Annotated in this window: 16 protein-coding genes and 1 pseudogene; 5 read left to right on the top strand and 12 right to left on the bottom strand. The window is 72.5% G+C overall.

Annotated features, from left to right (window positions below; translation table 11 throughout):
- Positions 1-457 precede the first annotated feature (457 nt).
- Entirely contained in the window at positions 458-1,555 is a 1,098-nt protein-coding gene (locus QNO07_RS11750) for a S1 family peptidase (protein WP_283991725.1), read from the top strand.
- A gap of 62 nt (positions 1,556-1,617) precedes the next feature.
- Here QNO07_RS11750 and QNO07_RS11745 read toward each other — a convergent pair whose 3' ends face one another.
- Positions 1,618-2,526, bottom strand: a complete 909-nt coding sequence (locus QNO07_RS11745; RefSeq protein ID WP_283991724.1) for a Gfo/Idh/MocA family protein — start codon at positions 2,524-2,526, stop codon at positions 1,618-1,620.
- Positions 2,523-2,903: a 5-carboxymethyl-2-hydroxymuconate Delta-isomerase gene (locus tag QNO07_RS11740; RefSeq protein ID WP_283991723.1), complete on the bottom strand. Its 381-nt coding sequence runs from the start codon at positions 2,901-2,903 to the stop codon at positions 2,523-2,525. Before QNO07_RS11740 ends, QNO07_RS11745 begins: the two co-directional genes overlap by 4 nt.
- Positions 2,904-3,111: 208 nt before the next feature.
- Here QNO07_RS11740 and glnII point away from each other — a divergent pair, with 208 nt between their 5' ends.
- Complete coding sequence (glnII, locus tag QNO07_RS11735; protein ID WP_283991722.1) at positions 3,112-4,131, top strand: glutamine synthetase; 1,020 nt, start codon at positions 3,112-3,114, stop codon at positions 4,129-4,131.
- A gap of 156 nt (positions 4,132-4,287) precedes the next feature.
- Here glnII and QNO07_RS11730 read toward each other — a convergent pair whose 3' ends face one another.
- Entirely contained in the window at positions 4,288-5,784 is a 1,497-nt protein-coding gene (locus QNO07_RS11730; RefSeq protein ID WP_283991721.1) for a PepSY-associated TM helix domain-containing protein, read from the bottom strand.
- Positions 5,785-5,835: 51 nt separating this feature from the next.
- The gene (locus QNO07_RS11725; RefSeq protein WP_283991720.1) at positions 5,836-6,462 is read right to left on the bottom strand and encodes a hypothetical protein; all 627 of its coding nucleotides are present in this window, start codon (positions 6,460-6,462) and stop codon (positions 5,836-5,838) included.
- Positions 6,463-6,680: 218 nt separating this feature from the next.
- Here QNO07_RS11725 and QNO07_RS11720 point away from each other — a divergent pair, with 218 nt between their 5' ends.
- The 3 genes from QNO07_RS11720 to QNO07_RS11710 all read left to right on the top strand — a co-directional run bounded on the left by QNO07_RS11720 (position 6,681) and on the right by QNO07_RS11710 (position 10,682).
- Positions 6,681-8,645, top strand: a complete 1,965-nt coding sequence (locus tag QNO07_RS11720) for a hypothetical protein (protein WP_283991719.1) — start codon at positions 6,681-6,683, stop codon at positions 8,643-8,645.
- A 97-nt stretch (positions 8,646-8,742) separates the two neighbouring features.
- Positions 8,743-9,435: a TetR/AcrR family transcriptional regulator gene (locus QNO07_RS11715; RefSeq protein ID WP_283991718.1), complete on the top strand. Its 693-nt coding sequence runs from the start codon at positions 8,743-8,745 to the stop codon at positions 9,433-9,435.
- A 101-nt stretch (positions 9,436-9,536) separates the two neighbouring features.
- Positions 9,537-10,682 (top strand): alkaline phosphatase PhoX, encoded by a 1,146-nt coding sequence (locus QNO07_RS11710; RefSeq protein ID WP_283991717.1) that lies wholly within the window; start codon positions 9,537-9,539, stop codon positions 10,680-10,682.
- An 80-nt stretch (positions 10,683-10,762) separates the two neighbouring features.
- Here the strand turns inward: QNO07_RS11710 and QNO07_RS11705 are convergent, their stop codons facing one another.
- The 8 genes and pseudogenes from QNO07_RS11705 to QNO07_RS11670 all read right to left on the bottom strand — a co-directional run bounded on the left by QNO07_RS11705 (position 10,763) and on the right by QNO07_RS11670 (position 23,667).
- Positions 10,763-11,350 carry a DUF1203 domain-containing protein gene (locus QNO07_RS11705; protein WP_283991716.1) on the bottom strand — a complete coding sequence of 196 codons (588 nt, stop codon included), beginning with the start codon at positions 11,348-11,350 and terminating at the stop codon, positions 10,763-10,765.
- Positions 11,351-11,459: 109 nt separating this feature from the next.
- Complete coding sequence (locus QNO07_RS11700) at positions 11,460-11,669, bottom strand: DUF397 domain-containing protein (protein WP_283991715.1); 210 nt, start codon at positions 11,667-11,669, stop codon at positions 11,460-11,462.
- Positions 11,651-12,129 (bottom strand): annotated as a pseudogene (locus QNO07_RS11695) (helix-turn-helix domain-containing protein). Before QNO07_RS11695 ends, QNO07_RS11700 begins: the two are co-directional and overlap by 19 nt.
- A 163-nt stretch (positions 12,130-12,292) precedes the next feature.
- On the bottom strand, positions 12,293-17,716 hold the full coding sequence (pulA, locus tag QNO07_RS11690; protein ID WP_283991714.1) for a pullulanase-type alpha-1,6-glucosidase: 5,424 nt from the start codon (positions 17,714-17,716) through the stop codon (positions 12,293-12,295).
- 182 nt (positions 17,717-17,898) lie between these two features.
- Positions 17,899-19,569 (bottom strand): carbohydrate-binding module family 20 domain-containing protein, encoded by a 1,671-nt coding sequence (locus QNO07_RS11685; protein WP_283991713.1) that lies wholly within the window; start codon positions 19,567-19,569, stop codon positions 17,899-17,901.
- A gap of 443 nt (positions 19,570-20,012) precedes the next feature.
- Positions 20,013-21,062 (bottom strand): LacI family DNA-binding transcriptional regulator, encoded by a 1,050-nt coding sequence (locus QNO07_RS11680; RefSeq protein WP_283991712.1) that lies wholly within the window; start codon positions 21,060-21,062, stop codon positions 20,013-20,015.
- The gene (locus QNO07_RS11675; RefSeq protein ID WP_283991711.1) at positions 21,059-22,693 is read right to left on the bottom strand and encodes a glycoside hydrolase family 13 protein; all 1,635 of its coding nucleotides are present in this window, start codon (positions 22,691-22,693) and stop codon (positions 21,059-21,061) included. The genes QNO07_RS11680 and QNO07_RS11675 overlap by 4 nt, the downstream gene beginning before the upstream one ends.
- Before the next feature lie 62 nt (positions 22,694-22,755).
- Positions 22,756-23,667, bottom strand: coding sequence for a sugar ABC transporter permease (locus tag QNO07_RS11670; protein ID WP_283991710.1), 912 nt, complete (start codon positions 23,665-23,667; stop codon positions 22,756-22,758).
- Positions 23,668-23,671: the final 4 nt, after the last annotated feature.

The raw sequence follows: 23,671 nt of genomic DNA, 5'->3' as shown, positions 1-23,671 counted from the left end.
TCCGGAAGCGGCGCGGCTCCGGTTGGCGGGTTCCCGTCGGCGGCGTGGGCACGTTTGCGGTTCGCGGGCGCATCCGCTTCCGGCTCGGGCACGAGCGGGCGTGCGGCGGCGGCCCGAGGCCCGCTTGCCGCGACGGCAGCGGCCGGGCCGGGGCGTTCGTGCTGCCCGCCGCGAGCAGTCCGCTGACCGCACCGCGCCCGGGTGGGCTCCAACGAACGGGCCGGGCCGGACGGGCTATTGCGCGATGATCAGCGCATCCGCTAGATATGCGTACCAGCAGCGGCACCGCGCACGCCCTGGCCGGCGTGGCGGGCCGTCCCCCCATCAGGTCCGAGCCCCTCAGGTACGAGCCCCTCGCGGGTCCGAGCCCGCTGCGGGTCCGAGGAACGGCGCACCCCCCACCACCTGGCCCTTTGGCCTGGTTGTCTGCTTTCCGGTCTCCCTGGGAGGACCCCCCATGACGTTTTCCACCCCCGCACGCCCGCATGGCCGCCGCCGGCCGCTCACCGTCGTCGCGCTGACCGCGGCCCTCGCGCTGCTGCCGGTGACGGCCGGTACCGCCTGGGCCGGCGAGGCCGCCGAACCCGCACCGGGCCAGTCCGCCACGGCGGACGGGCTGCGGACCGCCGCCGGACTGGAGAAGGCCCTCGGCGAGCGCACCACCGGGGCGTATCTCCACCCCCGCACGGGCGAGTTGACGGTCAACGTCACCGACGCCGCCGCCGAGCGCCAGGTCCGCGCGGCGGGGGCGGCCCCCAGACGGGTGTCCCGCGACGCGGCCGAGCTGGACGCCGCTGTCGACACGCTGGAGTCGAAGGCGTCGATACCCGGGACGTCCTGGGGCGTGGACCCGGTGACCAACCGGGTGGAGGTGCACGCCGACGAGTCGGTCTCCGCGCACGAACTGGCCCAGCTGGACCGGGTGGTGACCGGACTCGGCGACGCCGCGCGGCTGACCCGCGTGGAGGGGACCTACAGCAGCGAGGTCAACGGCGGTGACGCCGTCTGGGCGGGCGGCAGCCGCTGCTCGGCCGCCTTCAACGTGGCACGGGACGGCGTCAGGTACTTCCTGACCGCAGGCCACTGCACCAACATCTCCGCCAACTGGCAGGCCTCGCAGGGCGGTCACAACATCGGCGTCCGGACGGGCACCAGCTTCCCGAACAACGACTACGGCATCGTCCGGTACACCGACAACTCCCAGGCCCCCGGCCGCGTCAACCTGTACAACGGCTCGTTCCAGGACATCGCCCGGGCGGCCGACCCGGTCGTCGGGCAGTCCATCCGCAAGAGCGGCAGCACGACCGGCGTGACGTCCGGGACGGTCCAGGCCACCAACGTCACCGTCAACTACGGCAACGGGAACATCGTCTACGGCATGGTCCGCACCAACCTGTGCTCGGCGGGCGGCGACAGCGGCGGCGCCCACTTCAGCGGCAACGTCGCGCTCGGCATCCACTCCGGTGGCACCGGCAGCTGCGTCAACGGTGTCGGTGGCGCCGTCTTCCAGCCGGTGACGGAGGCCCTGGCCGCCTACGGCGTCAACGTGTACTGACCCGGCCCGTCCGGCAGCGGTCCGGCCCCCGCGGGGGCGGGGCCGCCGCCGGACGTCGGGTGTCAGGCGTCGAGCCGCGCTTCCGCGGCGGCCAGGATCTCGGTGACGCGCAGCGCGAACCGCACGTCGCAGGGGTGCGGCTCGCCGGACAGCAGGGCGTCCACGGCCCGGCCGTGGGCGACCGCCGCCGGCTCCTCCCGTTCGGGCAGGGCCACGACGCCGGCGCTGCCGCGCAGCTCGGCGGCGACCCCGGCGGCGGCGGTCGGCACCGAGTGGCTGACCAGGACCGTGCTGGACGCCCCGCCCTCGTGCCGCAGCACCAGGTGCACGGTGTCGCCGGGGCCGCGGACCGCCGTCACCGCGTCAGCCAGCCGGGCGTCGCCCGTCCCTGTGTCGCCCGTCCCTGCGAGGTCGCCTAGCACCGGCAGCAGCACCGACAGCGCGTGCGGGCCGATGTCCCACAGGGCCCCCTTCTCGCGCCGCCAGGGGGACGCCGCGTACGGGGAGTCGGAGCCGCCGAACACCGGTGAGAACCAGTCGGCCCGGCCCAGGGTCCAGCCGCCGGTCACCGTCTGCTCGGCGATCCAGCGCGCGCTGGCAGGGGCGAAGCGCAGGGTGAAGAACACCACCGAGCGCACGCCGGAGCGCGTCACCGCGTCGGCCACCGCGCGGGCGCCGTCGACGGTGGTGGCGAGCGGCTTGTCGAGCAGGAGGTGCCGCCCTGCTTCGGCGGCGCGCACCGCCAGCGGCGCCTGCACGTCGGGGGGCAGCGCGACGGCCACGGCGTCGCAGTCGGCGAGCAGGCCGTCCACGGTGTCGTGGCGGCGCACGCCGTACCGCTCGGCGAGCGCCTCGGCCGCCTCGGGGCGCCGCCCCCAGACGCCGGTGAACTCCGCGTCGGGGTGGGCTGCGAGCGCGGCGGCGTGGGTGTGCTCGGCCCAGTGGCCGGTGCCCAGCAGGCCGAACCTCATGACCGCTCCCCCGTGCGTGCGGCGCGGTAGGTCTCCCGGTCGAGGTCCGCCACGTGGACGGAGACGTCCAGGATGCGGCCGGTGTCCGGGGTCAGGGAGCGGGTGGTGAGTTCCAGGACGGCGTCGGCCAGCCGTGCCTTCACCTCCGCGGTACGCCCGGCGAGCAGCCGGATCTCGATGTGGACCATGTCGGTGTGCTCGGCGGCACCGGCCGCGTCGGCGATGACGCTGTGCTCGATCTGCCGGAAGCGGGTCTTGCACGCGGCGGTGGTGGCACCGGTGGTGGCCTCGACGACGGCGTGCAGCTCCAGGCCGAAGGCGCGCGGGTCGAGCGAACCGGCGAGGGGCGCGGCGTAGTCGACGGTGAGGTGCGGCACTCGTGACCTCTCGGTGGGTGGCTTTCCCGCAACCCTAGCGGGCGGGCTCACGTCGTTGCCGGATGCCCGCGAGGCACCAGTTCACACCGGCTTAACGGTCGGGCAACTGCGGGGAAACCGCCGGTCGTGAAGGTGAGGCAGCACGGGACCGCCGCAGGCGGCGGGACCCGCCGACAACCGCCGAACGCCGTGGTGAGGACGAACGCCCGTGAGTTACAAGGCCGAGTACATCTGGATCGACGGCACCGCGCCGACCGCCAAGCTGCGCTCCAAGACGAAGATCCTCGCGGACGGCGCCGAGCCGGGTGTGTGGGGCTTCGACGGTTCCAGCACCAACCAGGCCGAGGGTCACGCCTCGGACTGCGTGCTGAAGCCGGTCGCCTCCTACCCGGACCCGATCCGCGGCGGTGACCACCTGCTGGTGCTGTGCGAGGTCTTCGACATCGACGGCACTCCGCACGAGTCCAACTCGCGGGCGCTGCTGCGTCCGGTGGCGGAGCGGTTCGCCGGGCAGGAGCCGCTGTTCGGCATCGAGCAGGAGTACACCTTCTTCGAGGGCGCCCGCCCGCTGGGCTTCCCCGAGGGCGGCTTCCCCGCACCGCAGGGCGGCTACTACTGCGGGGTGGGCGCGGACGAGATCTTCGGCCGCGACATCGTGGAGAAGCACCTCGACAACTGCCTCGCCGCGGGTCTGGGCATCTCCGGCATCAACGCCGAGGTGATGCCGGGGCAGTGGGAGTTCCAGGTGGGCCCGCTGTCGCCGCTTGAGGTCGCCGACCAGCTGTGGGTCGCGCGCTGGCTGCTGTACCGCACCGCCGAGGACTTCGGGGTGTCGGCGACGCTGGACGCCAAGCCGGCCAAGGGCGACTGGAACGGCGCCGGTGCGCACACCAACTTCTCCACCAAGGCGATGCGCGAGGGCTACGACGCGATCCTCGCGGCGTGCGAGTCGCTCGGCAAGGGCGACAAGCCGCAGCTGCACATCACCCAGTACGGCGCGGGTGTGGAGAGCCGGCTGACCGGGGCGCACGAGACCGCGCCGTGGAACGAGTACAGCTACGGCGTCTCCGACCGCGGCGCGTCGGTGCGCATCCCCTGGCAGGTCGAGGTCGACAAGAAGGGCTACATCGAGGACCGCCGTCCGAACGCCAACGTCGACCCGTACGTGGTGACGCGGCTGATGGTGGACACGGTGTGCACCGAGCTGGAGACGCTCGACCTGGTGTGACCCCCGGTGCGCGCGCCCGGCCCCTACGGGCGCGTGCACCGGTGCCGGTGCTGCCCGGACCGGTGACGTGCGCCCTGTGATGTGTGACGTCCGGGGCGTGGTGAAGCCGGGCCGCGGTCCTCCCCCTGTGAGGCCGCGGCCCGGCTTTGCGGCGTCCTACGCCCGGTCGGCCGAGGGCCGGTCGGATGCGGTCGCGCGGGTCTCGGACCGGTCGGCCGGGGTGCTCTCCTCGCGGTCGCCGACCCTGCGGCGGGCGAGCACACCGAGCAGCACGTCGAGGGCGAGGAAGGCGAGCAGGCCCAGGCCGATCAGCGGCACGAACCAGCCGACGGCGACCGTGACCGCGAGCAGCGGCAGCCACTGCACGGGCGGCAGCCGTCGCAGCGCGCCGCGCGGGTAGGGGCGGCCGAAGGCGAGCCGTTCGGCGGAGTCGGGGCGGCGCTGCCACCACATGCGGTAGCCCCAGACGATCAGCAGGCACAGGGCGGCGGCCAGCGCGAACAGCACGATCTGGTTGGCGAGTCCGAAGAGCAGGCCCTGGTGGGCGTCGATGCCCCAGCGGGTCAGCTTGGCGAGCAGCGGGTACTCGGCGAAGTCCAGCCGGTCGGTCACCTCCCCGTCCGCGGAGTCGACGGCGATCTGGTCGAGGTGGTGCGGGTACTGCTTGTCGGTCTGCTTGACCACGTAGGCGCCGGGCACGCCGTCCTCGCCGGTGACGGGCGCGACGATCTCCAGCGGTCCGGAGAGGTTCTCGCCGTCGCGGGCGATCTCCAGGACGCGGTCGATGCCGATGACGGGGTGCGCGGCCTCGTCGGTGTGCTCCGCGGTGCCGCCGGAGCCGTGCCCGCCGTGGCCGTCGTGTCCGCCGCCGCCCGCGGCCGAGATGGCCGGGGTGGCGCCGCCGAGCTGCTCCTTGACGTTGCCGATGTTCTCGCCGGTCCACTTGGACCAGGTCAGGCCGGTCGCCGACAGGACCAGCAGTCCCAGAGCGGCCCACAGTCCGACCGTGCCGTGCAGCGACAGGGTGCGGCGGCGGCCGGTGGTGCCGCGCAGGCGGCGCTGTGCGCGGCGGCGGCCGAGCCAGAGCGCCACACCGCCGAGGGCGACGACGCCCAGCCAGCTCGCGGCCAGCTCGCTGTAGAAGCGGCCGGGTTCGCCCAGGAACAGGTGGCGGTGGAGGTTGGAGACCCAGGCGCGGAACGGCAGTGCGCCGGAGCTGCCGTAGCTCTCCAGCGCTCCGGCGACCTCGGCGGTGTGCGGGTCGACGAAGACGGCCAGCGAGCGGTCCTCGGGCACGCTGGGGTCGTTGAGCAGCACGCGGGTGGTGGCGCCCGGCCCGGTGGACGGCCAGACGGCCTTCAGCTCACCGTCGGAGTGGGCGGTGAGGGCGGCGTCCACCTGCTCGGACAGCGGTACGTCGGTGTCCGCGGCGGGGACGGAGAGCTGGTCGGAGTAGATCACCTTCTCGATCTGGAAGGACGCCGCGTACAGCCCTCCGGTGACGGCGGCGACGAGCAGGAACGGGGCTATGAGCAGTCCGGCGTAGAAGTGCAGGCGCAGCACCAGCGGGCGCAGCGCCGCCCAGCCCGAGGGCCGCCGGGCGGGTGGCTCCGGGGTGTCGGGGAGTTTTCGGGCAGGGGTGTCCACGGACATGGCGAGGGGGTCCTTCACGGCTGGGGGATGACGAACGGGGTCGGGTGTTCGTCAGGCCGGTGGGCCGCGGCGGGAGAGCGTGTGGGTCGTCAGGACCGCCCGGGGGTGCGGGCCGGTGAGGTGCGGGGGCGGCAGGCGCGGCGCGGTCGGCAGGGGCGCGGGCCGGGGCTGCATGGCGAGCGGCGGCAGGGCGAGGGCGCGCAGCGCGCCCAGCAGGCGGAAGAGCACGGTCTCGCCGTGCCACAGCCACAGCGCGCAGAGCAGCGCGGCGAACAGGTGGGCGGCGAGCATGCCGACGCCGTCCCCCTCGGCCGGGACGGCGGACAGCGGGGTGGGCGCGTGGTGCGCGTGGCCGGTGGGGTCGGCGCCCGCGGTGTGTGCCGGGTGGGCGGTGGGGGCGGCGACGGAGAACAGCCAGTGCAGTGCGGCCTGGGCGGTGAGCAGTCCTCCGCCGATGGCCGGCGCGCCGCGGCGCCGGGCGCAGCCGAGCCAGGCTGCGGCGGCGGTGGCGGCGAACGCGGCGAGCAGGACCGGCAGCGCCGGGGTGTGGCCGGAGGTGACCGCGTGCCCGGAGGCGGCGAGGGCCGTGCAGACCGCGGCGAAGAGCACGGCGCGCGGCGCCCGGGGCACCGGCTGCGGCGCCCGGTCGCGGAGGGGGACGGCGGCCGGAGAGGACATGGTGGCCGAATCATGGCACGGGGTGCCCGGGGGGTGCCTTAACGGAGCCTTTTTTGTCAGATGCCGTGCACGCAGGGTGCCGCACGGAACGCACTGCACGGGCGGGTGCTGACCGCGTGCGGAGGCCGCTTCGGGCGGGCGGGCCGCTCCGGCGACCGGGCGACGACAGGTGACCAACCTCCCGTTCACTCGTTCTGCTCAACGTGGCCCCTACAGACGTGACTACGCAGACCCCTACCGCCGCCCCGCCCGGGCCGGTGGACGTCGAGCGCGCTGAGGCGGCGCTCATCGAGCACTACCCGAGGCTGGTGCGGCTGGGTTACCTGGTGCTGCCGGCGTCCATGGGCCGGCACCAGCGCACGCTGGCCGCGCACGCGCTGGTGCAGCGGGCGCTCCCGCGGGGGCGGGCCGCCGCGGAGAAGCCCCCGCTGCCCGCTCCGCGCGGCGGCGGGCGGCCGGCCGACGCGGGGTACGCGTACCTGCGTCTGCGGGTCGTGCGGGCGGCGCTGGCCGCGCCATTGCCGTACCGGCTGGGCGGGATGCGGCTGCGGTGGGTGCCGAAGGCGCCGATGCCGCTGCCGAGGGTGCTGGGGCTGCGGGTGTTCCCGCGGTCGGGCGGCAGTGACGAGCTGGCCCTGGAGCAGGCGCTGGCGGAGCTCTCCGGGCCGGGACGGGCGGCGTACGTGCTTCAGGAGCTGGAGCGGCTGTCCGAGGACGACACGTTCGACCTGCTGGAGGCGGCGGGGGTCGACGACCCGGAGGAGGCGCTCGACGAGGCGGACGAGGTGGTGGAGCCGGCGGGCAGCAAGGACCGTCCGCTGCTGGAGTCGCCCGACTTCGACCCGTGCACACTTCAGGCGCGGCCGACGGACCTGATGCGCCGCCGCCAGCACACCCGGGCCGCGATCGCGGCGGTGGCAGCACTGGCGGTGTGCGGGCTGCTGCTGGGCCTGCCCGGCGACACCTGGGGCCGGGACGGCGCGGCGGCCCCGAGCTACGCGCGCAACCCGGCCTCCGAGCGGGCCCTGAACCCGGAGCGGCTGGCGCGGGTGCAGGCCGCCGCATGGGAGACGTCGGCGCGTACGGACTTCTCGGTGTGGCCGGTGCGCGGTGAGCTGGCGGACGACGAGGCGCTGCTGCGGCGCGCGCTGACGGTGTGGGCGCGGCCGGGCAACCAGGTGAACGTGACCGTCACGCCGGGCACCCAACCCGGCCCGCCGTCCGGCCCGCCGCAGCTGCTGTACGCGGGTGAGGTGGACGGTGCGTCGGTGGTGCTGCTGTACGACGGCCTGCGGATCGCCCGGTACGCGGAGCCCAGCGGCGGTAAGCAGGGCCCGGTGGGCCTGGACTTCGCCCGTACCGACGGCGCGGACCTGACCGCCTCCAGCGCGGTGCTGTTGACCCGCAGTGACGGCAACGCCCGCTACCTGCTGGCGCCGTGGGTGACGGACGCGGCGGTCAGCGACCTGCGGAACCCCGCCGACCGGGGCCGGTCGGTGGAGCGTGAGGACGACGGGGTCACCGAACCGCTGATCTCGCCGCCGCTGGCCGGCGGGGAGCAGGGCTGCGAGTCCTGGCCGGGGCTGAGGATCACCGCCGAGGGCCGGGCGAACCCCTATGTGCTGACCGACCTGGGCGAGTTGATGCCGGTACGGCTGACGCAGGGCAATCCTCAGCTGCCGCCGAGTGATCCGCGCGGCGCCGCAGGCCGCGGCGCGCTGGCCCGCACGGTGTGCCACCTGCCGAGCCTCACGGGCAACGGGGTGCGGGCGGTGAACACCTGGGCGTTCGCCGCGCAGCGCCTGCCGGACAGCGGCGGGCGGGCGCTGTGGCTGTGCACCCGCGCGGACACCTGGCGGGGCGACGGCAGCCGGGCCTTCGCCCAGTTCCAGCCGCCGACCACGGACGCGGGCGCGCCGAGCGCGATCGTGTCGCGGACGCAGAACGACCCGTCCTGCTCGGCCCGGTCGGCGCAGGCGCTGTCCGGCGTGCTGTGGAAGTCGGGTGCGGAGAACTGGTACCTGCTGGCGGCGGGCAGCAGGCAGGTCGCGTCGATCTCGGCGACCGGTGACGTGCGGACGCGGGTCCGGGGACGGGTGATGGCCGCCGAGGCGAAGGAGGGCGCCAAGGCCGAGCTGACGGCGAAGCTGCGCGGCGGCGGCGAACTGCGTCCGCTGGGCTGACCGGACCGGCCCCGCCCGCCCGCGGGCCCCGCCCGCCGCGCCGGCCGGAGAGAAGAGTGGCAACTGCACCTTTCCGTACGGTGGTTAGGGTGGGCATATGACGACCGGAGTGCGGCGCAGGATGGGTGTGCAGGAGCGGCGGGAGCAGCTGATCGCGGTGGCCCTGGAGCTGTTCAGCAGCCGGTCCCCGGACGAGGTGTCCATCGACGACATCGCCGGCGCCGCCGGGATCTCGCGCCCGCTGGTGTACCACTACTTCCCCGGCAAGCACAGCCTGTACGAGGCGGCGGTACGGGTCGCGGCGGACGAGTTGTCGGCGCGTTTCACCGAGCCGCACGAGGGGCCGCTGGGCGACCGGCTGCTGCGGGTGATGCGGCGGTACTTCGACTTCGTGTCCGACCACGGGCCCGGCTTCGCGGCCCTGCTGCACGGCGGGACGACGGTCGGCTCGGCACGGGCCACCGCGACGATCGACGACGTCCGGCGGGCGGCGTACGAGCAGTTGCTGGCGCACCTGGAGGTCAGTGATCCCGGTCCGCGCCTGGCACTGGTGATCCGCTCCTGGGTCGGGCTGGCCGAGACCACGGCGCTGACCTGGCTGGACGGCCGCAGCATTCCGCGTGCGGAGCTGGAACTCCAACTGGTGCACGACTTCCTGGCGCTCAGCGCGGTCACGGCGGCGACCGACGAGGAGACCGCGGAGCTGGTACGGCGGGTCATAGCCCAGGAGCCGGCCGACGGGCCTTTCGGCGAACTCACCTCCAGACTGACGGAGTTGCTCGCCCGCTGATCCCGGCGGTAGTTCATTCAACTTTTCCCGTCGGGCCCCTTCTCCGCTCACCGCCGATGCGGCACGGTGACCTCCGCAGCCAACACAACTGGGGAGTAACCATGCAGCGTCGCACGCTCTTCCGCGCCGCCATAGCCGGTACCGGGGCCGTCGCCTTCTCGGGCGGCCTGTGGCAGTCCGCCGCCTCTGCCGCGCTGGCGGCCGAGCCCGGCGCGGGCCCGTACGGACCGCTGCGGGCGCCCGACGGGAACGGCGTCGCACTGCCGGAGGGCTTCTCCAGCCGCGTGGTGGCCCGCTCGACCCGGCCGGTGGGCGGCATCATCTGGCACGGCGCCCCGGACGGCGGCGCCTGCTTCGCCGACGGTGACGGCTGGATCTACGTGTCCAACTGCGAACTGCCGCTCGTCGGCGGCGTGTCGGCCATCCGGTTCCGGGCCGACGGGTCGATCGACCGGGCGTACCGCATCCTCAGCGGCACCACGCTGAACTGCGCGGGCGGCGCGACCCCGTGGCAGACCTGGCTGTCGTGCGAGGAGACGTTCCGCGGCCGGGTCTTCGAAACCGACCCGTTCGGCAGACGGTCCGCGGTGGCGCACCCGGCGATGGGCCGCTTCAAGCACGAGGCCGCGGCCTGCGACCCGGACCGGCGCGTCGTCTACCTCACCGAGGACGAGTCGGACGGCTGCTTCTACCGCTACACGCCCGACACCTGGGGTGAGCTGTCCCGCGGGCGGCTGGACGTGCTGTGCGAGACGTCCGGTGGCGGCGTGGAGTGGCGAGCCGTGCCGGACCCCTCGGGGCCGCTGTTCGGCAGGCAGACCCGGCACCAGGTGGCCGCCGCCCGGCACTTCGACGGCGGCGAGGGCTGCCACTACCAGGACGGCACCGCCTACTTCACCACCAAGGGCGACGACCGCGTGTGGGCGTACCACGCCGGACGGCAGGAGCTGTCGCTCATCTACGACGGCACCGGCTCGCTGGACGGCGTGGACAACATCACCGGCACGCCCGGCGGCGACCTGTACGTGGCCGAGGACGGCGGCAACATGGAGATCAACATCATCACGCCGGACGGGGTGGTGGCGCCGGTGATCCGCATCGACGGCCACGACCGCTCCGAGGTCACCGGCCCGGCCTTCTCCCCCGACGGCACCCGCCTGTACTTCTCCTCGCAGCGCGGCAGGCTCGGCGACCCGGCCGGGCTCGACGGCGTCACCTTCGAGGTCCGCGGCCCCTTCCGCCGCTGAGCCCTGCGCAGCCGTCCCCCTCTTGGCAGGCGGGCGGATCGGCGGGCCCTTCGGGCCGACCGGGCCGGGGAGGGGCGATGTCAGCCGCGGCGCACCTCGGCCAGGAAGCAGCCGTACTCCACCGCCCGGACGTGCACCAACTCGACGGCCGGGTCGGCGAGGACACCACGCAGCAACAGGTCCACCTCCCCGACCCGGCTCACGGGCATCTCAACGAGTGTGCCGCCGAGGATGCGGCCCTCGGCGCTGTAGGCCCGCAGCACCCGGCGCGGCCCGTGCAGAGTCGCCGGATAGCTCGCCACCGCCGGGTGCCCCGCGCACCTCCCGGCGTGCAGGAAGACGGGACCGCACTCGTCGTACGGTCCGGGTGCCGCCCCGGTACCGGCCGCCCAGCGCCGCAGCGGCGCGTAGGAGACCAGCATGATCCGCTCGCCCGCCGCGCTGCGGCGAAGGCAGCAGCGCAGCGGCGCACCGCCCTCCGGGTCGGTGAAGGGTCGGCGGGTGGCTCCGGCGTCGTCCCGTGCGCGCAATTGTTCGCAGACCGCCGGATCGACGGGCAGGACGCGGAACGTCACGGCTGAGCCGTCGCACGTTCCGATGACGCGGCCGGAGTCGTTTCCCTCTCGGGCGCCGAATTCCGTTCCGGTGCTGGTGTCGCTCGTGGTCATGGCTCAAGAGTGGCCGAAACCGCTCCCCGGCACCGGCAGGATTCGGACCTCGCGTTCCATCGCCGGGTCGCCTCACGGCCGGTCCGGACGTTCGCGTACTCGCGCAGGTTCAGCCGGGGAGCCGCCCGGCAGTCACGGCAGAGACGAAGTTGGCCCATCCGGCCGCCGGAAACACGAGCGCCGGGCGGGAAGGGTCCTTACTGTCCCGCACCGGGACGACAGCGGCGAAGTCGTCGCAGACCTCGACACACTCGCCGCCGTCCTGATTGCTGTAGGAGCTCTTGCGCCAAGTGGCGGCGCTCAGGTCGACAGGTCGCACGGCACATCCTCCATCGTTGCCAGAACGAATTTCCGCGACTCGGCCGGGGGCAGCGCCAAGTCGCGCATCGCATCGTACGCACGCTGCAGTCGTTCGACAGGAGCGTTCTGCTCGACGAGATCGCCTCGATAGCCGTTCTCCGTGTAGGCCACGGTACGTCCGTCCGGCAGCCGCAGGAACATCAGCGCTCGCGGAACTGCGTGCGGTCCCCGGCCGCCAGCTCCCACAGCGCCAGCAAGAGACCCGGCGTCTCGTAGTACGTGTCGAGGGCTTGGACAAGCTCCGGGCTGCCCAGGGTCTCGCCCTTCTCCAGCTTGCCGAACAACGACCAGTCCCAGCCAAGCCGTTCACCCACCTGCCGCAGGCTCACCCCCTTCGCCACCCGCAGTCTGCGCACCTCCTCCGCGAAACGCTGACGCGGTTCCTGACTCCGGCCGGTGATGACGCGACGCTGCGGCATACCGCTCCCCCTCGCGCTGCGTTACTCACGCTGGTAGTGCTTGGTCTACTACGCAGCGTATTGAGACGCAGGTGGCCAGGTCAGGCAAATCCTGAAACGCCCGCCACCCCCGGAGCCGTGGGCTCCGGGGGTGGCGGGCTGGGGTGCTACGGGCGAGCGGGGGTCAGCGGGACTGGAAGACCGCCACCGTCCGGGCCGGGACGGTGAAGGTGCCCGACGCCCGGTCGAAGGAGGCCTTCCGCACCACCGGGTCGGCGCCCTTGGCCTGCACCGGGTGCAGGGCGTGGCGGGTGCCCTTGGCCTGGTCGAGCGTCTGGTGCTGCGCCTGCGGCGTGGCGTTGAAGACGACGGTCAGGTCACCGGTTCGCAGGGTGACGACGCCCGGGGTCTCGTCCTTGCCCGACAGCGGGAAGGACACCTGCTTCTGCACCTTCTCCAGGGTGTCGAGCGAGAACGCCTTCTCGCCGGTACGGATGCGCAGCAGGTCGCGGTAGGCGGCCGAGGCCCCCTCGATCTCCTTGCAGCCCGGGGTCAGCTTCGGGCTGGTGAGCAGCGGCTTGGCGTAGGGCCACTTGTCCTCGTTGTCCCAGGCGGGCGGCAGGCCGCGGCCGAAGCCGTTGCCCTGGCGGCAGTCCCAGTTGATGGTGTTGAACCAGTCACCGGAGTTATAGGAGTTGCGGTCCAGGGACTTCGACCGCAGCAGGTCGCTGCCGGCCTGGCTCAGCGCCGGTCCCTGGGAGAGCAGGGCCGTGCCCATGGCCAGGACCTGCATCCTGGACCGGTCGGCCGCCGAGGTCCCCGCAGGCAGCTTGAAGGCGAGGGCGTCGTAGAGCGTCTCGTTGTCGTGGGCGTCGGCGTAGGCGAGTGCCTCACCGGGGGCGTCGGCGTAACCGGCGGGGGCGCCGTTGTAGTCGACCTCGGAGCCCTTGACCTGCTTGCCGGAGGTGTCGGTGAAGGTGTAGTCGGCGAGGTTGCCGGTCAGGCCCACCTTCAACAGGTCCTGGTAGTGCAGCAGACGGGCCTTCTGCTCCGCCTCGGTGCCGTTGTCCTTCGACGTGTTGGGGTCGGTCCACAGGCCGGACGCGAAGCCCTGCACACCGGGGTCATCGTCGAACGGGCCGCCGCCGCGGACCGCGTCCCTCGCCCGGTCGGCGAAGGTCGCGATGCCGGTACCGGCCATGTTCTTCTGGGTGGCCTGTACGAAGCGGGCGTCGTCGGCGACCTCCCCGAAGTTCCAGCCCTCGCCGTACAGCACGATGTTGCGGCCGTCGACGCCGTCCTTCTTCAGCGTGAGCGCGTCCAGTGCCTTGCGCACGTCGAGGATGTTCTGCTTGGGGTGGTGGCCCATCAGGTCGAAGCGGAAGCCGTCGACCTTGTACTGCTTGGCCCAGGTGACGAGGGAGTCCACCGTCAGCTTGCCCATCATGGTGTGCTCGGGGGCGGTGTTGGGGCAGCAGGTGGAGCTGGCCACGCTGCCGTCGGCCAGCAGCCGCTGGTAGTAGCCGGGCACGATGCGGTCCAGTACGGACTTCTTGTCCTGTCCGGCGGCGTAGGTGTGGTTGTAGACGACGTCGAGTACGACCCGCAGCCCGGCCTGGTTGAGGCTCTGGACCATCTGCCGGTACTCGGTGGTGCGGCGGGTGCCGTTCGGGTCGGTGGCGTAGGAGCCCTCGGGCACGGTGTAGTGCAGCGGGTCGTACCCCCAGTTGTAGGCGTCCCGGTCGCGCACCTCGCCCACGCACTCCTGCTGCTTCGGGGAGTCGGCGGGCAGGGCGGCCAGGTCGCACTTGGGCACGGCCTGGTCGCGGGTGCGCTCGGGGGTGGTGGCGATGTCGTAGGTCGGCAGCAGGTGGACGTGCGAGGTGCCGGCGTCGGCCAGTTCCCGCAGGTGCTTCATGCCGTCGGTGCGCTGCTCGGTGAAGGCGAGGTACTTGCCGGTGTGCTTGGCCGTGCGGTCGGCGATCGAGAAGTCCCGGACGTGCAGCTCCTGGATCTGCGCGTCGCGCAGCGGGGTGGCCTTCGGCTTGGTGAGGCCGGCCCAGCCCTTGGGGGCGAGGCGCGGGTCGTTGAGGTCGGTGACCAGGCTGCGGGCCGAGTCGGTGGTGAGCGCGGTCGAGTAGGGGTCGGTGACCTTGTTGGTGACGACCTTGCGCACGCTGGGCGCCCAGACCTTCACCTGGTAGCGGTACGGCTTGCCCGTCCACGCTTTGGTGCCGGTGGCGCTCCACACGCCGGTGGTGTGGTCGCGGCGCATCGCGACGGTCCGGCCGTCGAGTTCCAGGGAGACCTGCTGGGCGGTGGGTGCCCAGACCGACAGGGTCGGGCGGCCCTTGGCGTCGAAGACCGGGCCGAGGTCGGCCTTGCCGGCCTTGCTGCCGTACAGGTCGTCGAGCACGCCGGGGATCTGCACGCCGGTGGCGGCGAGCAGGGCGCCGTTGGCGGCCCGCTGGGTGGCGACCAGCTGGCTGCGGGTGGCGGTGGTGATCCGGTCGCGGTCGCGCGGGTCGACGGTGAAGGCCGCGTACTCCTTGAGGTGGGGGTACTTGGCCCTCTGCGCGTCGGTCAGACCGCCGGGGACGGGGTTGAGGCGCAGCCAGCGGCCGTCACCGGTGAGCGTGCCGTCCTTGCCGAGCGTGAGCCTGCCCGCGGGGTCGTAGACCAGCTGCTGGCTGCCGCCGCCGGCGCCGGGTGTGATCTGCCAGGCGACGGTGTGCCGGTCGATCCACTGGGCCTCGGCCTTGTCCAGGTCCAGGTCGGGTGCGCCGCCGGAGGTGGGCAGCAGGTAGCCGGGGGTGCCGCCGATCTTCCACACCTCCTTGCCATGGGTGGCGAACTCCAGCTGCTGGTCGGCGGCTTCGTCCTTCTCATCGCCCTTGTGCAGGATGTAGCTGAGTGTGGTGGCGCCTTCGGCGAGCGGCACCTCGAAAGTCGCGCCGAAGGTGTCGGTGGAGACGGGCGTCAGCGGCTTGGACCAGTCGGTGGGTTCGGCGGCGCCCGTCCAGGTGTGCAGACCCCAGCCGCCGTACTTGGCGTCGGCGCGGTGGTAGTGGATGACGGCCTTGGTCTCGTCCTGCGGCGGGTAGGCGCCCTCGGGTGCCTCGGTGAGGGTCTTGTCGTCGCCGCTGGCCACCCAGACCTCGCCGGTGCGGCCGAGGTCGATGGTGCGGGCCGGGCCGTCCGCCGTCCCGTCGCGTTCGACGGTGAACGGCAACTCGGCGGCGGCCTCTTCGTCGGGGGCGGAGTCGAGCTTCAGCCAGGCGAAGGCGCCGTAGGCGTCGCGGCCGGTGAAGTCGGCGGTGCGGTCGCCGGAGGTGAGCTGCCAGCCGTCGTAGTCGCCGTCGGGGCGGTGGTAGTGCACCACGGCCCAGTCGCGGGACACCGCGGACGGCGGCTGCTCCACCGGGGGCTGCCCGGTGCTGCCGCTGCCGGCGGCCGAGGCGGTGCGGCCCTCGCTGTCGACGGCGACGGCCTTCCAGCGCAGCGCGGTCCCGGCGGGGACGTCCTTGCCGAGGTGCTGGGTGACCTTGTACGGGGGTCGGTCGGCGGTGCCGAGCGTCTGCCAGGCGCCGTTGCCCTGCTGGGTGGCGAAGACGACCCGGTTGAGGCCGCCGCCGTCCACCTTCGCGGTCAGTTCGACGGTTCCGGTGGCGCCGGCCGCGGGCACGTCGAGGGTGAGGGTGGGCTTGGTCTTCGGGGCGGGTACGGGGTCCGCCGCCTGGTGCACCACGGCGGACAGCGGCGGCACGGTCAGCTTGAGCTTGCCCTCGGCACTGCTGCGCACGGTGGTGTCGCTGCCGTGCAGCGGGCGGAACCGCGTGCCGGGGGTGGCGGTGTCGAGGGTGGCGGTCCGGGCGGTGGTGCTGTTGTTGACGGCGACGGTGTACTCGGTGCGCTGCTTACCGTCCCGCTTGTTGCCCTTGCCCTTGCCCTTGTCGCTGTCGCTGATGCGGGAGAAGGCGTAGACGCCGGCGGACCTGTCGGCGTGCCGCTCGATCTGGGTGCCGTCGCGCAGCGCGGGGTGCGCGGTGGTCAGCTTCGCGAGCGAGGCGATGGACCGGTAGAGCGGGTGCCGGGTGTCGTAGGCGTCGTCGGCGTGGGTGCGGTCGGTGCCGATCTGCCGGTTGCCGTCGGTGTCGAGGTAGTCGGAGGTGCGGGAGGCGAACAGCGTCTGCCGGGCGTCCTTGTCACCGCCGGTCCCGGTGAAGCCCTGCTCGTCTCCGTAGTAGACGACCGGGTTTCCGCGGCTGAGGAACATCAGCTCGTTCGCGAGCGTGGCGCGGCGCAGCAGTTCCTTCTCGTCGGCGTCCGGGTTGTCCTGGCGCAGGAAGGAGCCGATGCGGCCCATGTCGTGGTTGCCGAGGAAGGTGACCTGCTCGTACGCGTTGGACCTGCCGGTGGTGTAGCGGTAGTCCTGCGCGAAGACGTCGGCGAGCTTGGCGGCCGGGCCGCCCTGGGAGGTGAAGGAGCGGGCCGCGTCCTGGAAGGGGAAGTCGAGGGTGGCGTCGAGCTTGCCCTGGGTGACGTAGGGCGCGTTCACCGCCGGGTCGGCGGAGTAGACCTCGCCGAACATGAAGAAGTCCTTCTTGCCGCGCTTGGCCGCGTAGGCGTCGAGCGCGGTCGCCCACCGGGTCCAGAACTCCATGTTCACGTGCTTGACGGTGTCGATGCGGAATCCGTCGATTCCGAAGTCCTTCACCCAGCGCTGGTAGATCTTCTCCATGCCGCTGACGACCTCGGGACGCTCGGTCCACAGGTCGTCCAGGCCGTGGAAGTCGCCGTGCTGGCTGCTCTCCCCGGCGAAGGTGGAGTCGCCGCGGTTGTGGTACATCTCCGGGTCGTTGAGCCAGGCCGGCACCTTCGCGGTGCGCTCGCCCGCCGGCACCACCGGGGTGCGGGGGAAGGAGTCGGTGCTGGTGGCGGGGAACTTCCGGCCGCCCGCGTAGTCGGCGTCGTCGAAGGGGCGGCCGTCCTTCGTCAGGTAGGGGAAGGCGCCCTTGGCGAGGTAGTCGTAGGACTTCTCACGGTAGTCGACGACGTCGGCGGTGTGGTTGGTGATGACGTCGAAGAAGACCTTCATGCCCTTGGCCTTGGCGGCCTTGATGAGCGTGCGCAGATCCTCGTTGGTGCCGAAGTGCGGGTCGACCTGGGTGAAGTCGGTGATCCAGTAGCCGTGGTATCCCGCCGAGGCGTTCTCGCCCTCGCCCTGTACGGGCTTGTTCTTGAAGATGGGCGCCATCCAGATGGAGGTGGTGCCCAGGCCCTTGATGTAGTCGAGCTTCTGCGTGATGCCCTTGAGGTCGCCGCCCTGGTAGAAGCCCTTGTCCTTCGGGTCGTACCCGGTGGAGAGCCGGCTGCCGGTGAGTCCGCCCTTGTTGTTCTTCCTGTCGCCGTCCGCGAACCGGTCCGGCAGCACGAAGTAGAACTGCTCCCGGGTGAGGTCGTGGCGGGTCGCCTCGGCGGCGAGCTTCTTGTCGGACGGCGGCGGCGGGGGTGCCGCCTTCGCGGGTGCTGCCGCGGTGATCAACGTCGCGAGCACGGCGGCCGATATGCCGGCCGCCAGTCCTCTGCGTACGGAGGAACCGGTCACGGAAGGGTCTCCTCAGGGCGGGGCGGGTGGAGTGGGAAACGGGTCGGCAGGGACGGGACGGGACGTCGGGCAGGGTCGGGTGGGGAGGCCGGGCAGGGGTGGGTAGGGGTGGGTAGGGAAATGGCCGCCCGGTCCGTCAGCGGGGACGTGGACAGGAGCCGGGCGGCCGGTTCGGGGGGCGGTCAGCTGCGCCAGGTGTCGTTCAGCGTGGCCAGGCCGCTCGCGGGCACGGTCAGCGTGCGGTTGCCGCCGCTCTCCCACTGGACGGCTCCGCCGGAGTCCTTGCGGATGTACTTGTACTCGCAGGTCGTTCCGGCGGGCAGGCCGACGTTCAGCTTCCACACCGGGTAGGCGGCCGGGTCGAGCTTGGGTGCGTTCGCGGTGTTCCAGCCGCCGAGCGCGGGGCAGGATCCGGCCACGTGGATGTTCTGGCCGGGCTGGGTGGTGGCGTTGACGCTGAAGGACGCGCCGCTGTCCGCCGGGGGCTGCTGGCCGTCGCCGCTGGAGCCGCAGTTGCGGGCGCCGGTGTGCAGGGCGACCGCGGTGCCGGAGGCCAGGGTGGCGGTGAACTGGCCGGAGCCGTTGACGGTCACGGACCGGCCGCTCTGCACATCGCAGTAGTCACCGGCGGGCAGCGACGTCTGGAAGGTGCGGGACAGCTGGCCGCTCTCGTGGTTGATGGCGACGTAGGCGCGGCTGCCGCGGCCGAAGGCGAGCGCGTTGCTGCCGTTGTCCCACCAGTTGACGACGGCCTGGCCGCGGGCCTCGTTGCGGAAGCCGACCATCGACGCGATCTCGCGCCAGGCGTGCTGGCACTTCCAGCCGTCGCTGTAGCAGGCCTGCACGGTGCCGTTGCCGGGCGGGCCCGCGTCCTTGTTGGTGAACTCGTAGCCGGAGTGCACGTCCGGTGAGCCGTAGGGGTGGGCGAGCATGAAGACGTTGGCGAGGGTGTAGCGGGAGCCGTCCTTGTAGCTGAGGGTGTCGCCGACGCGCTCGGTGTCGTGGTTGTCGACGAACACCGCCGACTTGCCGCTCTCCATGAAGCCCCAACCCGCTCCGAAGTTCCGGAGGTTGGCGATGCCGCCGCCGTTGAAGACCTGCTTGAGGCCGCGCGCGTAGCGGAACTCCTGGACGTCGCCGTTGCCGAGGTACTCGGACGGGTCGACGGCCTCGCCCGCGCCGTGGATGGCCTCCTGCTTCCAGTAGGCGCCCGGGTTGCTGAGCTTGGACTTGATGGCGGCCAGGTCCTCGTTCGGCATGTGCTTCGCCGCGTCGATACGGAACCCGGCGACGCCCAGCGACAGCAGGTCGTTCATGTAGTCGGCGATCCGCTGCCGCACGTAGTCCTTGCCGGTGCGCAGGTCGGACAGCCCGACCAGTTCGCAGTTCTGCACCTGGTACCGGTTGCGGTAGTCGATGCCGTCGTTGCGGCAGTCGTTGAAGTCCCCGTCGCTGTAGGGGGCGTTGGGGTAGTCGTACTTGGTGTAGGGCGAACCGCCGGTGCCGGTGCCGCTGCCCGCCGACATGTGGTTGATGACGGTGTCGACGACGACCCGCACCCCCGCGGCGTTGCAGGTGTTGACCATCGACTGGAACTGGCTGCGGTTTCCGAGGCGGCTGTCGAGCCGGTAGCTGACCGGCTGGTACTGCGTCCACCACTGCGAGCCCTGGATGTGCTCCTGGGGCGGCGACACCTGCACGTAGCCGTAGCCGGCCGGACCGAGGGTGTCGGTGCAGGCGCGGGCCACGGAGTCGAACTTCCAGGAGAAGAGGACGGCGGTGACGTCCTTCGCTCCCGGGGGTGCCGCCTGGGCCTGGGGGGCCGCGGCGAGGGAGCCTGCCGCCGCCGCCACGAGGGCGACGGCCGCGGCTGCGGTTCTGCGAGGGGTGTTCGCCCGAACTGGTCCGAATGCACTGCGGGGCCTGAGCGCCACGATGCCTCCTGCCTGATGGAGAGCCGATGCGGACTGCCTCGGGGGCAACGCGCCGCGCCCGTAAGGCCAGTGAGCTGAGAAGAGCAACTGCGGGGGGTTCTGCAAGAAGAGTGAAACCTCTTGGAAACTCTTCCGCGATCAGACCGTAGAAGGCCCCGCGTTCGTCGTCAAGAGTTTGGACACGCCCCGGAAACACGGGGGTTGCCTGGCCGCAACGACCTTTTGCAAGGGATTGCAAAGTGCTACGTTCAACCACAGCTCCGGCCCGGCCGGTCGGGGGTCCGTTCAGCCGGGCCCCACGCGCCCGGCCGGTCGGGCCGGGCGCAGGGGCCGCACGGAGTTCAGGTCCCGCCGGGCGGGTGTCAGCGCCCGGGAGCCTGCGTCGTCGAACCGCGTACGACCAGCTCCGGTTGGAAGACGAACTCGGTGTGCGGCACCGGGCTGCCGCCGATCTCCTCCAGCAGGGACTGCACCGCGGCCGTCGCCATGGCCCGCACCGGCTGGCGCACGGTGGTCAGCGGCGGATCGGTGAAGGCGATCAGCTCGGAGTCGTCGTAGCCCACCACCGACAGGTCGCGGGGAACCTTCAGGCCGCGCTGCCGCGCCGCCCGCACCACCCCGAGCGCCATCAGGTCACTGCCGCAGACCACACCCGTGCAGCCCTGCTCCAGCAAGGCACCGGCCGCCGCGTGACCGCCCTCGACGGTGAACAGGGTGTGCTGCACGAAGCCCTCGACCCCGCTGCCGGTGGTCGCGTCGACGAAGCCCTCCGCCTTGCGGCGGGCCGGCACGAACCGGCTGGGACCCACCGCGAGACCGATGCGCTCGTGCCCGAGGTCGGTGAGGTGCCGCACCGCCATCCGGGCCGCGGCCCGGTCGTCGGGCGAGACGAACGGCGCCTGCACCCGCTCGTTGTAACCGTTGATCAGCACGAACGGCACGCCGCGGCCGGCGAGTCGGCCGTACCGGCCGGGGTCGGCGGTCACGTCGGCGTGCAGGCCCGACAGGAAGATGATGCCGGTCACACCGCGCTCCACGAGCTGGTCCACCAGCTCGTCCTCGGTCGCGCCGCCCGGCAGCTGCGTGCCGAGGACCGGCGTGTAGCCGTACCCCGACAGGGCCTGCTCGATGACCTGCGCGAACGCGGGGAAGATCGGGTTGGTCAGCTCCGGGATGACCAGCCCGATCAGTCCGGCGCTGCGCTGCCGCAGCCGGACCGGCCGTTCGTAGCCGAGCACGTCCAGCGCGGCGAGCACCTTCTGGCGGGTGCCGGAGGCGACCCCGGTCTTGCCGTTCAGCACCCGGCTGACGGTCGCCTCGCTCACCGCGGCCTGCACGGCGATGTCGGCGAGGCGGGCGGGGCCGGCGAGGCCCGCGGCCCCGCCGGCTCCCAGTGGCTCCGCCACGCTCATGCGGTCCACCACACGACGGTGTCCGCGGGCAGCGCCCCGGCACCGTCGTAGCCACCGCTGGACAGCAGCACCCGGCCCGGCGCCGCGGGCAGCTCGACCGGCTCGGCCGTGGTGTTCACCGTGCAGGTGAACGACCCGCGGCGGAAGGCCAGCACGCCCTCGGGCGCCTCCAGCCACTCCACCGCGTCGCCCGCCCCCAGGTCGGGGTGCTCCCGGCGGACGGCAAGCGCCCGCCGGTACAGCTCCAGAGTGGAGTCCGGGTCGCCGGTCTGCGCCTCGACGCTGAGCCCGGCCCACTCGGCGGGCTGCGGCAGCCAGCTGCCGCCCTCACCGAAGCCGTAGGACGGGCCGTCGGACGTCCACGGGATCGGCACGCGGCAACCGTCGCGCAGCCCTTCCTGGCCGTTGTTCTTGAAGAACGACGGGTCCTGGCGGACCTCGTCCGGCAGGTCCACGACCTCCGGCAGCCCCAGTTCCTCGCCCTGGTAGACGTAGGCGGAGCCGGGCAGCGCCAGCATCAGCAGCGAGGCCGCGCGGGCCCGCTCCGGGCTGCCGCCGAGCCGGGTGAGGTGGCGGACCACGTCGTGGTTGGACAGCACCCAGGTGGTGGTGGCGCCGACCGGGCGCATCGAGTCCAGCGACTCGTCGATGACCGCCCGCAGCTCCGCCGCGTCCCAGCCGGCGTTGAGGTAGTGGAAGTTGAACGCCTGGTGCAGCTCGTCCTCCCGCAGGTACAGCGCGGTGCGGTCGGCGCTGGGCGTCCACGCCTCGGCCACTCCGATGCGGTCGCCGCCGTACTCCTCCAGGATCAGGCGCCAGGCGCGGTAGATCTCGTGCACGCCGTCCTGGTCGAAGAACGGCAGCACCTGGTTGCCGAGCAGCTTCAGCTGCTCGCCGCGGCCCATGTCGGGCAGGCCGTCGGCCTTGACCAGGCCGTGGGCGACATCGATACGGAAGCCGTCGACGCCCATGTCGAGCCAGAAGCGCAGCACCGAGCGGAACTCGTCCTGCACCGCCGGGTGGTTCCAGTCGAAGTCGGGCTGCTCGGGCGCGAACAGGTGCAGGTACCAGTCGCCGGGCGTGCCGTCGGGGTTCTTGGTGCGGGTCCAGGCCGGACCGCCGAAGATCGACTCCCAGTCGTTGGGCGGCTGCTCGCCGCCCGGGCCCTTGCCCGGGCGGAAGTGGTAGCGGTCGCGCAGCGGGGAGCCGGGGCCCTCGCGCAGGGCGCGCTGGAACCACTCGTGCTGGTCGGAGGAGTGGTTCGGCACCAGGTCGACGATGATGCGCAGGCCCAGGTCGTGGGCGTCGCGGATCAGGGCGTCGGCGTCGTGCAGGTCGCCGAACATCGGGTCGATCGCCCGGTAGTCGGCGACGTCGTATCCCGCGTCGGCCTGCGGGGAGGCGTAGAACGGGCTCAGCCAGACGGCGTCCACGCCGAGTTCGGCGAGGTAGGGCAGCCGGGCGCGGATGCCGGGCAGGTCGCCCATGCCGTCCCCGTTGCCGTCGGCGAAGGACCGCGGGTAGACCTGGTAGATGACTGCGTCGCGCCACCATCCGGAGCGGTTGCCCGGCGCTGGGGTGCCGGCGGCGGTGGCCGCGGCGGGGGCAGGTGCGGCGAGGTGCTGGGTCATGTCATCCCTGGAGGTGTCGATTTCGAGGGGGGCTGGGACGTCTGGGGCGGGCGTCTGGGCGGTCAGGACTTCACGGCGCCGGCGGTCATGCCGGAGACGAGGTAGCGCTGGGCGAACCCGAACACCAGCGCCGCGGGCACGGCGATGATGACGGCGGCCGCCGTCATCGATCCCCAGTCGGCCGAGTACTGGTTGACGAAGGTCTGCAGGCCGCCGGCCAGGGTGAGGTTCTCCTCACCCGTCATGAAGGCGGTCGCGTAGGCCACCTCGGCCCAGGCGGTGACGAAGGTGTAGAAGCCCGTCACCGCGAGGCCCGGCTTGGCCAGCGGCATGATCAGCCGCCAGAACGTGCCGAAGGGCGTGAGCCCGTCGACCCGGCCCGACTCGTCGATCGACACCGGGATGGTGTCGAAGAACCCCTTCATCATCCAGGCGCAGAAGGGCACCGCGATGGTGAGGTAGGTGACGATCAGGCCGACCGGCTGGTTGAGGAGTCCGAACTTCGCCATGAGGTTGTAGAGCGGCACGATCAGCACCGCCATCGGGAACATCTGGGTGATCAGCAGGGTCCACATCAACGGTCGCATACCGGGGAAGCGGAACCGGCTGAGCGCGTACCCGGTGGTGGAGGCGATGAACACACCCAGGAACGTGGTGCCCACCACCACCAGCACCGAGTTGCCGAACCAGTTGAGGAAGTACGTGTCGTTCAGCACGTGGTCGTAGTTGGCGAATGTGAAGTTCTTCACCAGGTCCAGCGTGAAGGCGTCCGTCTTCGGCTTGAACGAGGTGACGACGAGCCACAGCGGCGGGAAGACCGCGACCAGCGCGGCCAGCCCCAGGCCGAGGTGCAGGCCGACGGAGGCGAGCGGCGAGCGGCGCAGGCGGCGCCCGGAGTCGGCGCTCTCCCTGCGCACGGCCCCGGGCTTCCTGCCGGGTGCGGTCTTCTTGATGAGCGTGGACTGTCCGGACATGCCC

Origin of the sequence: Streptomyces sp. 549, assembly GCF_030124175.1 — a bacterium.
In the GTDB taxonomy this organism is placed as follows: domain Bacteria; phylum Actinomycetota; class Actinomycetes; order Streptomycetales; family Streptomycetaceae; genus Streptomyces.
Note: the sequence above shows the minus strand (reverse complement) of the source record. Positions and strands in the feature narration are given on the sequence as shown.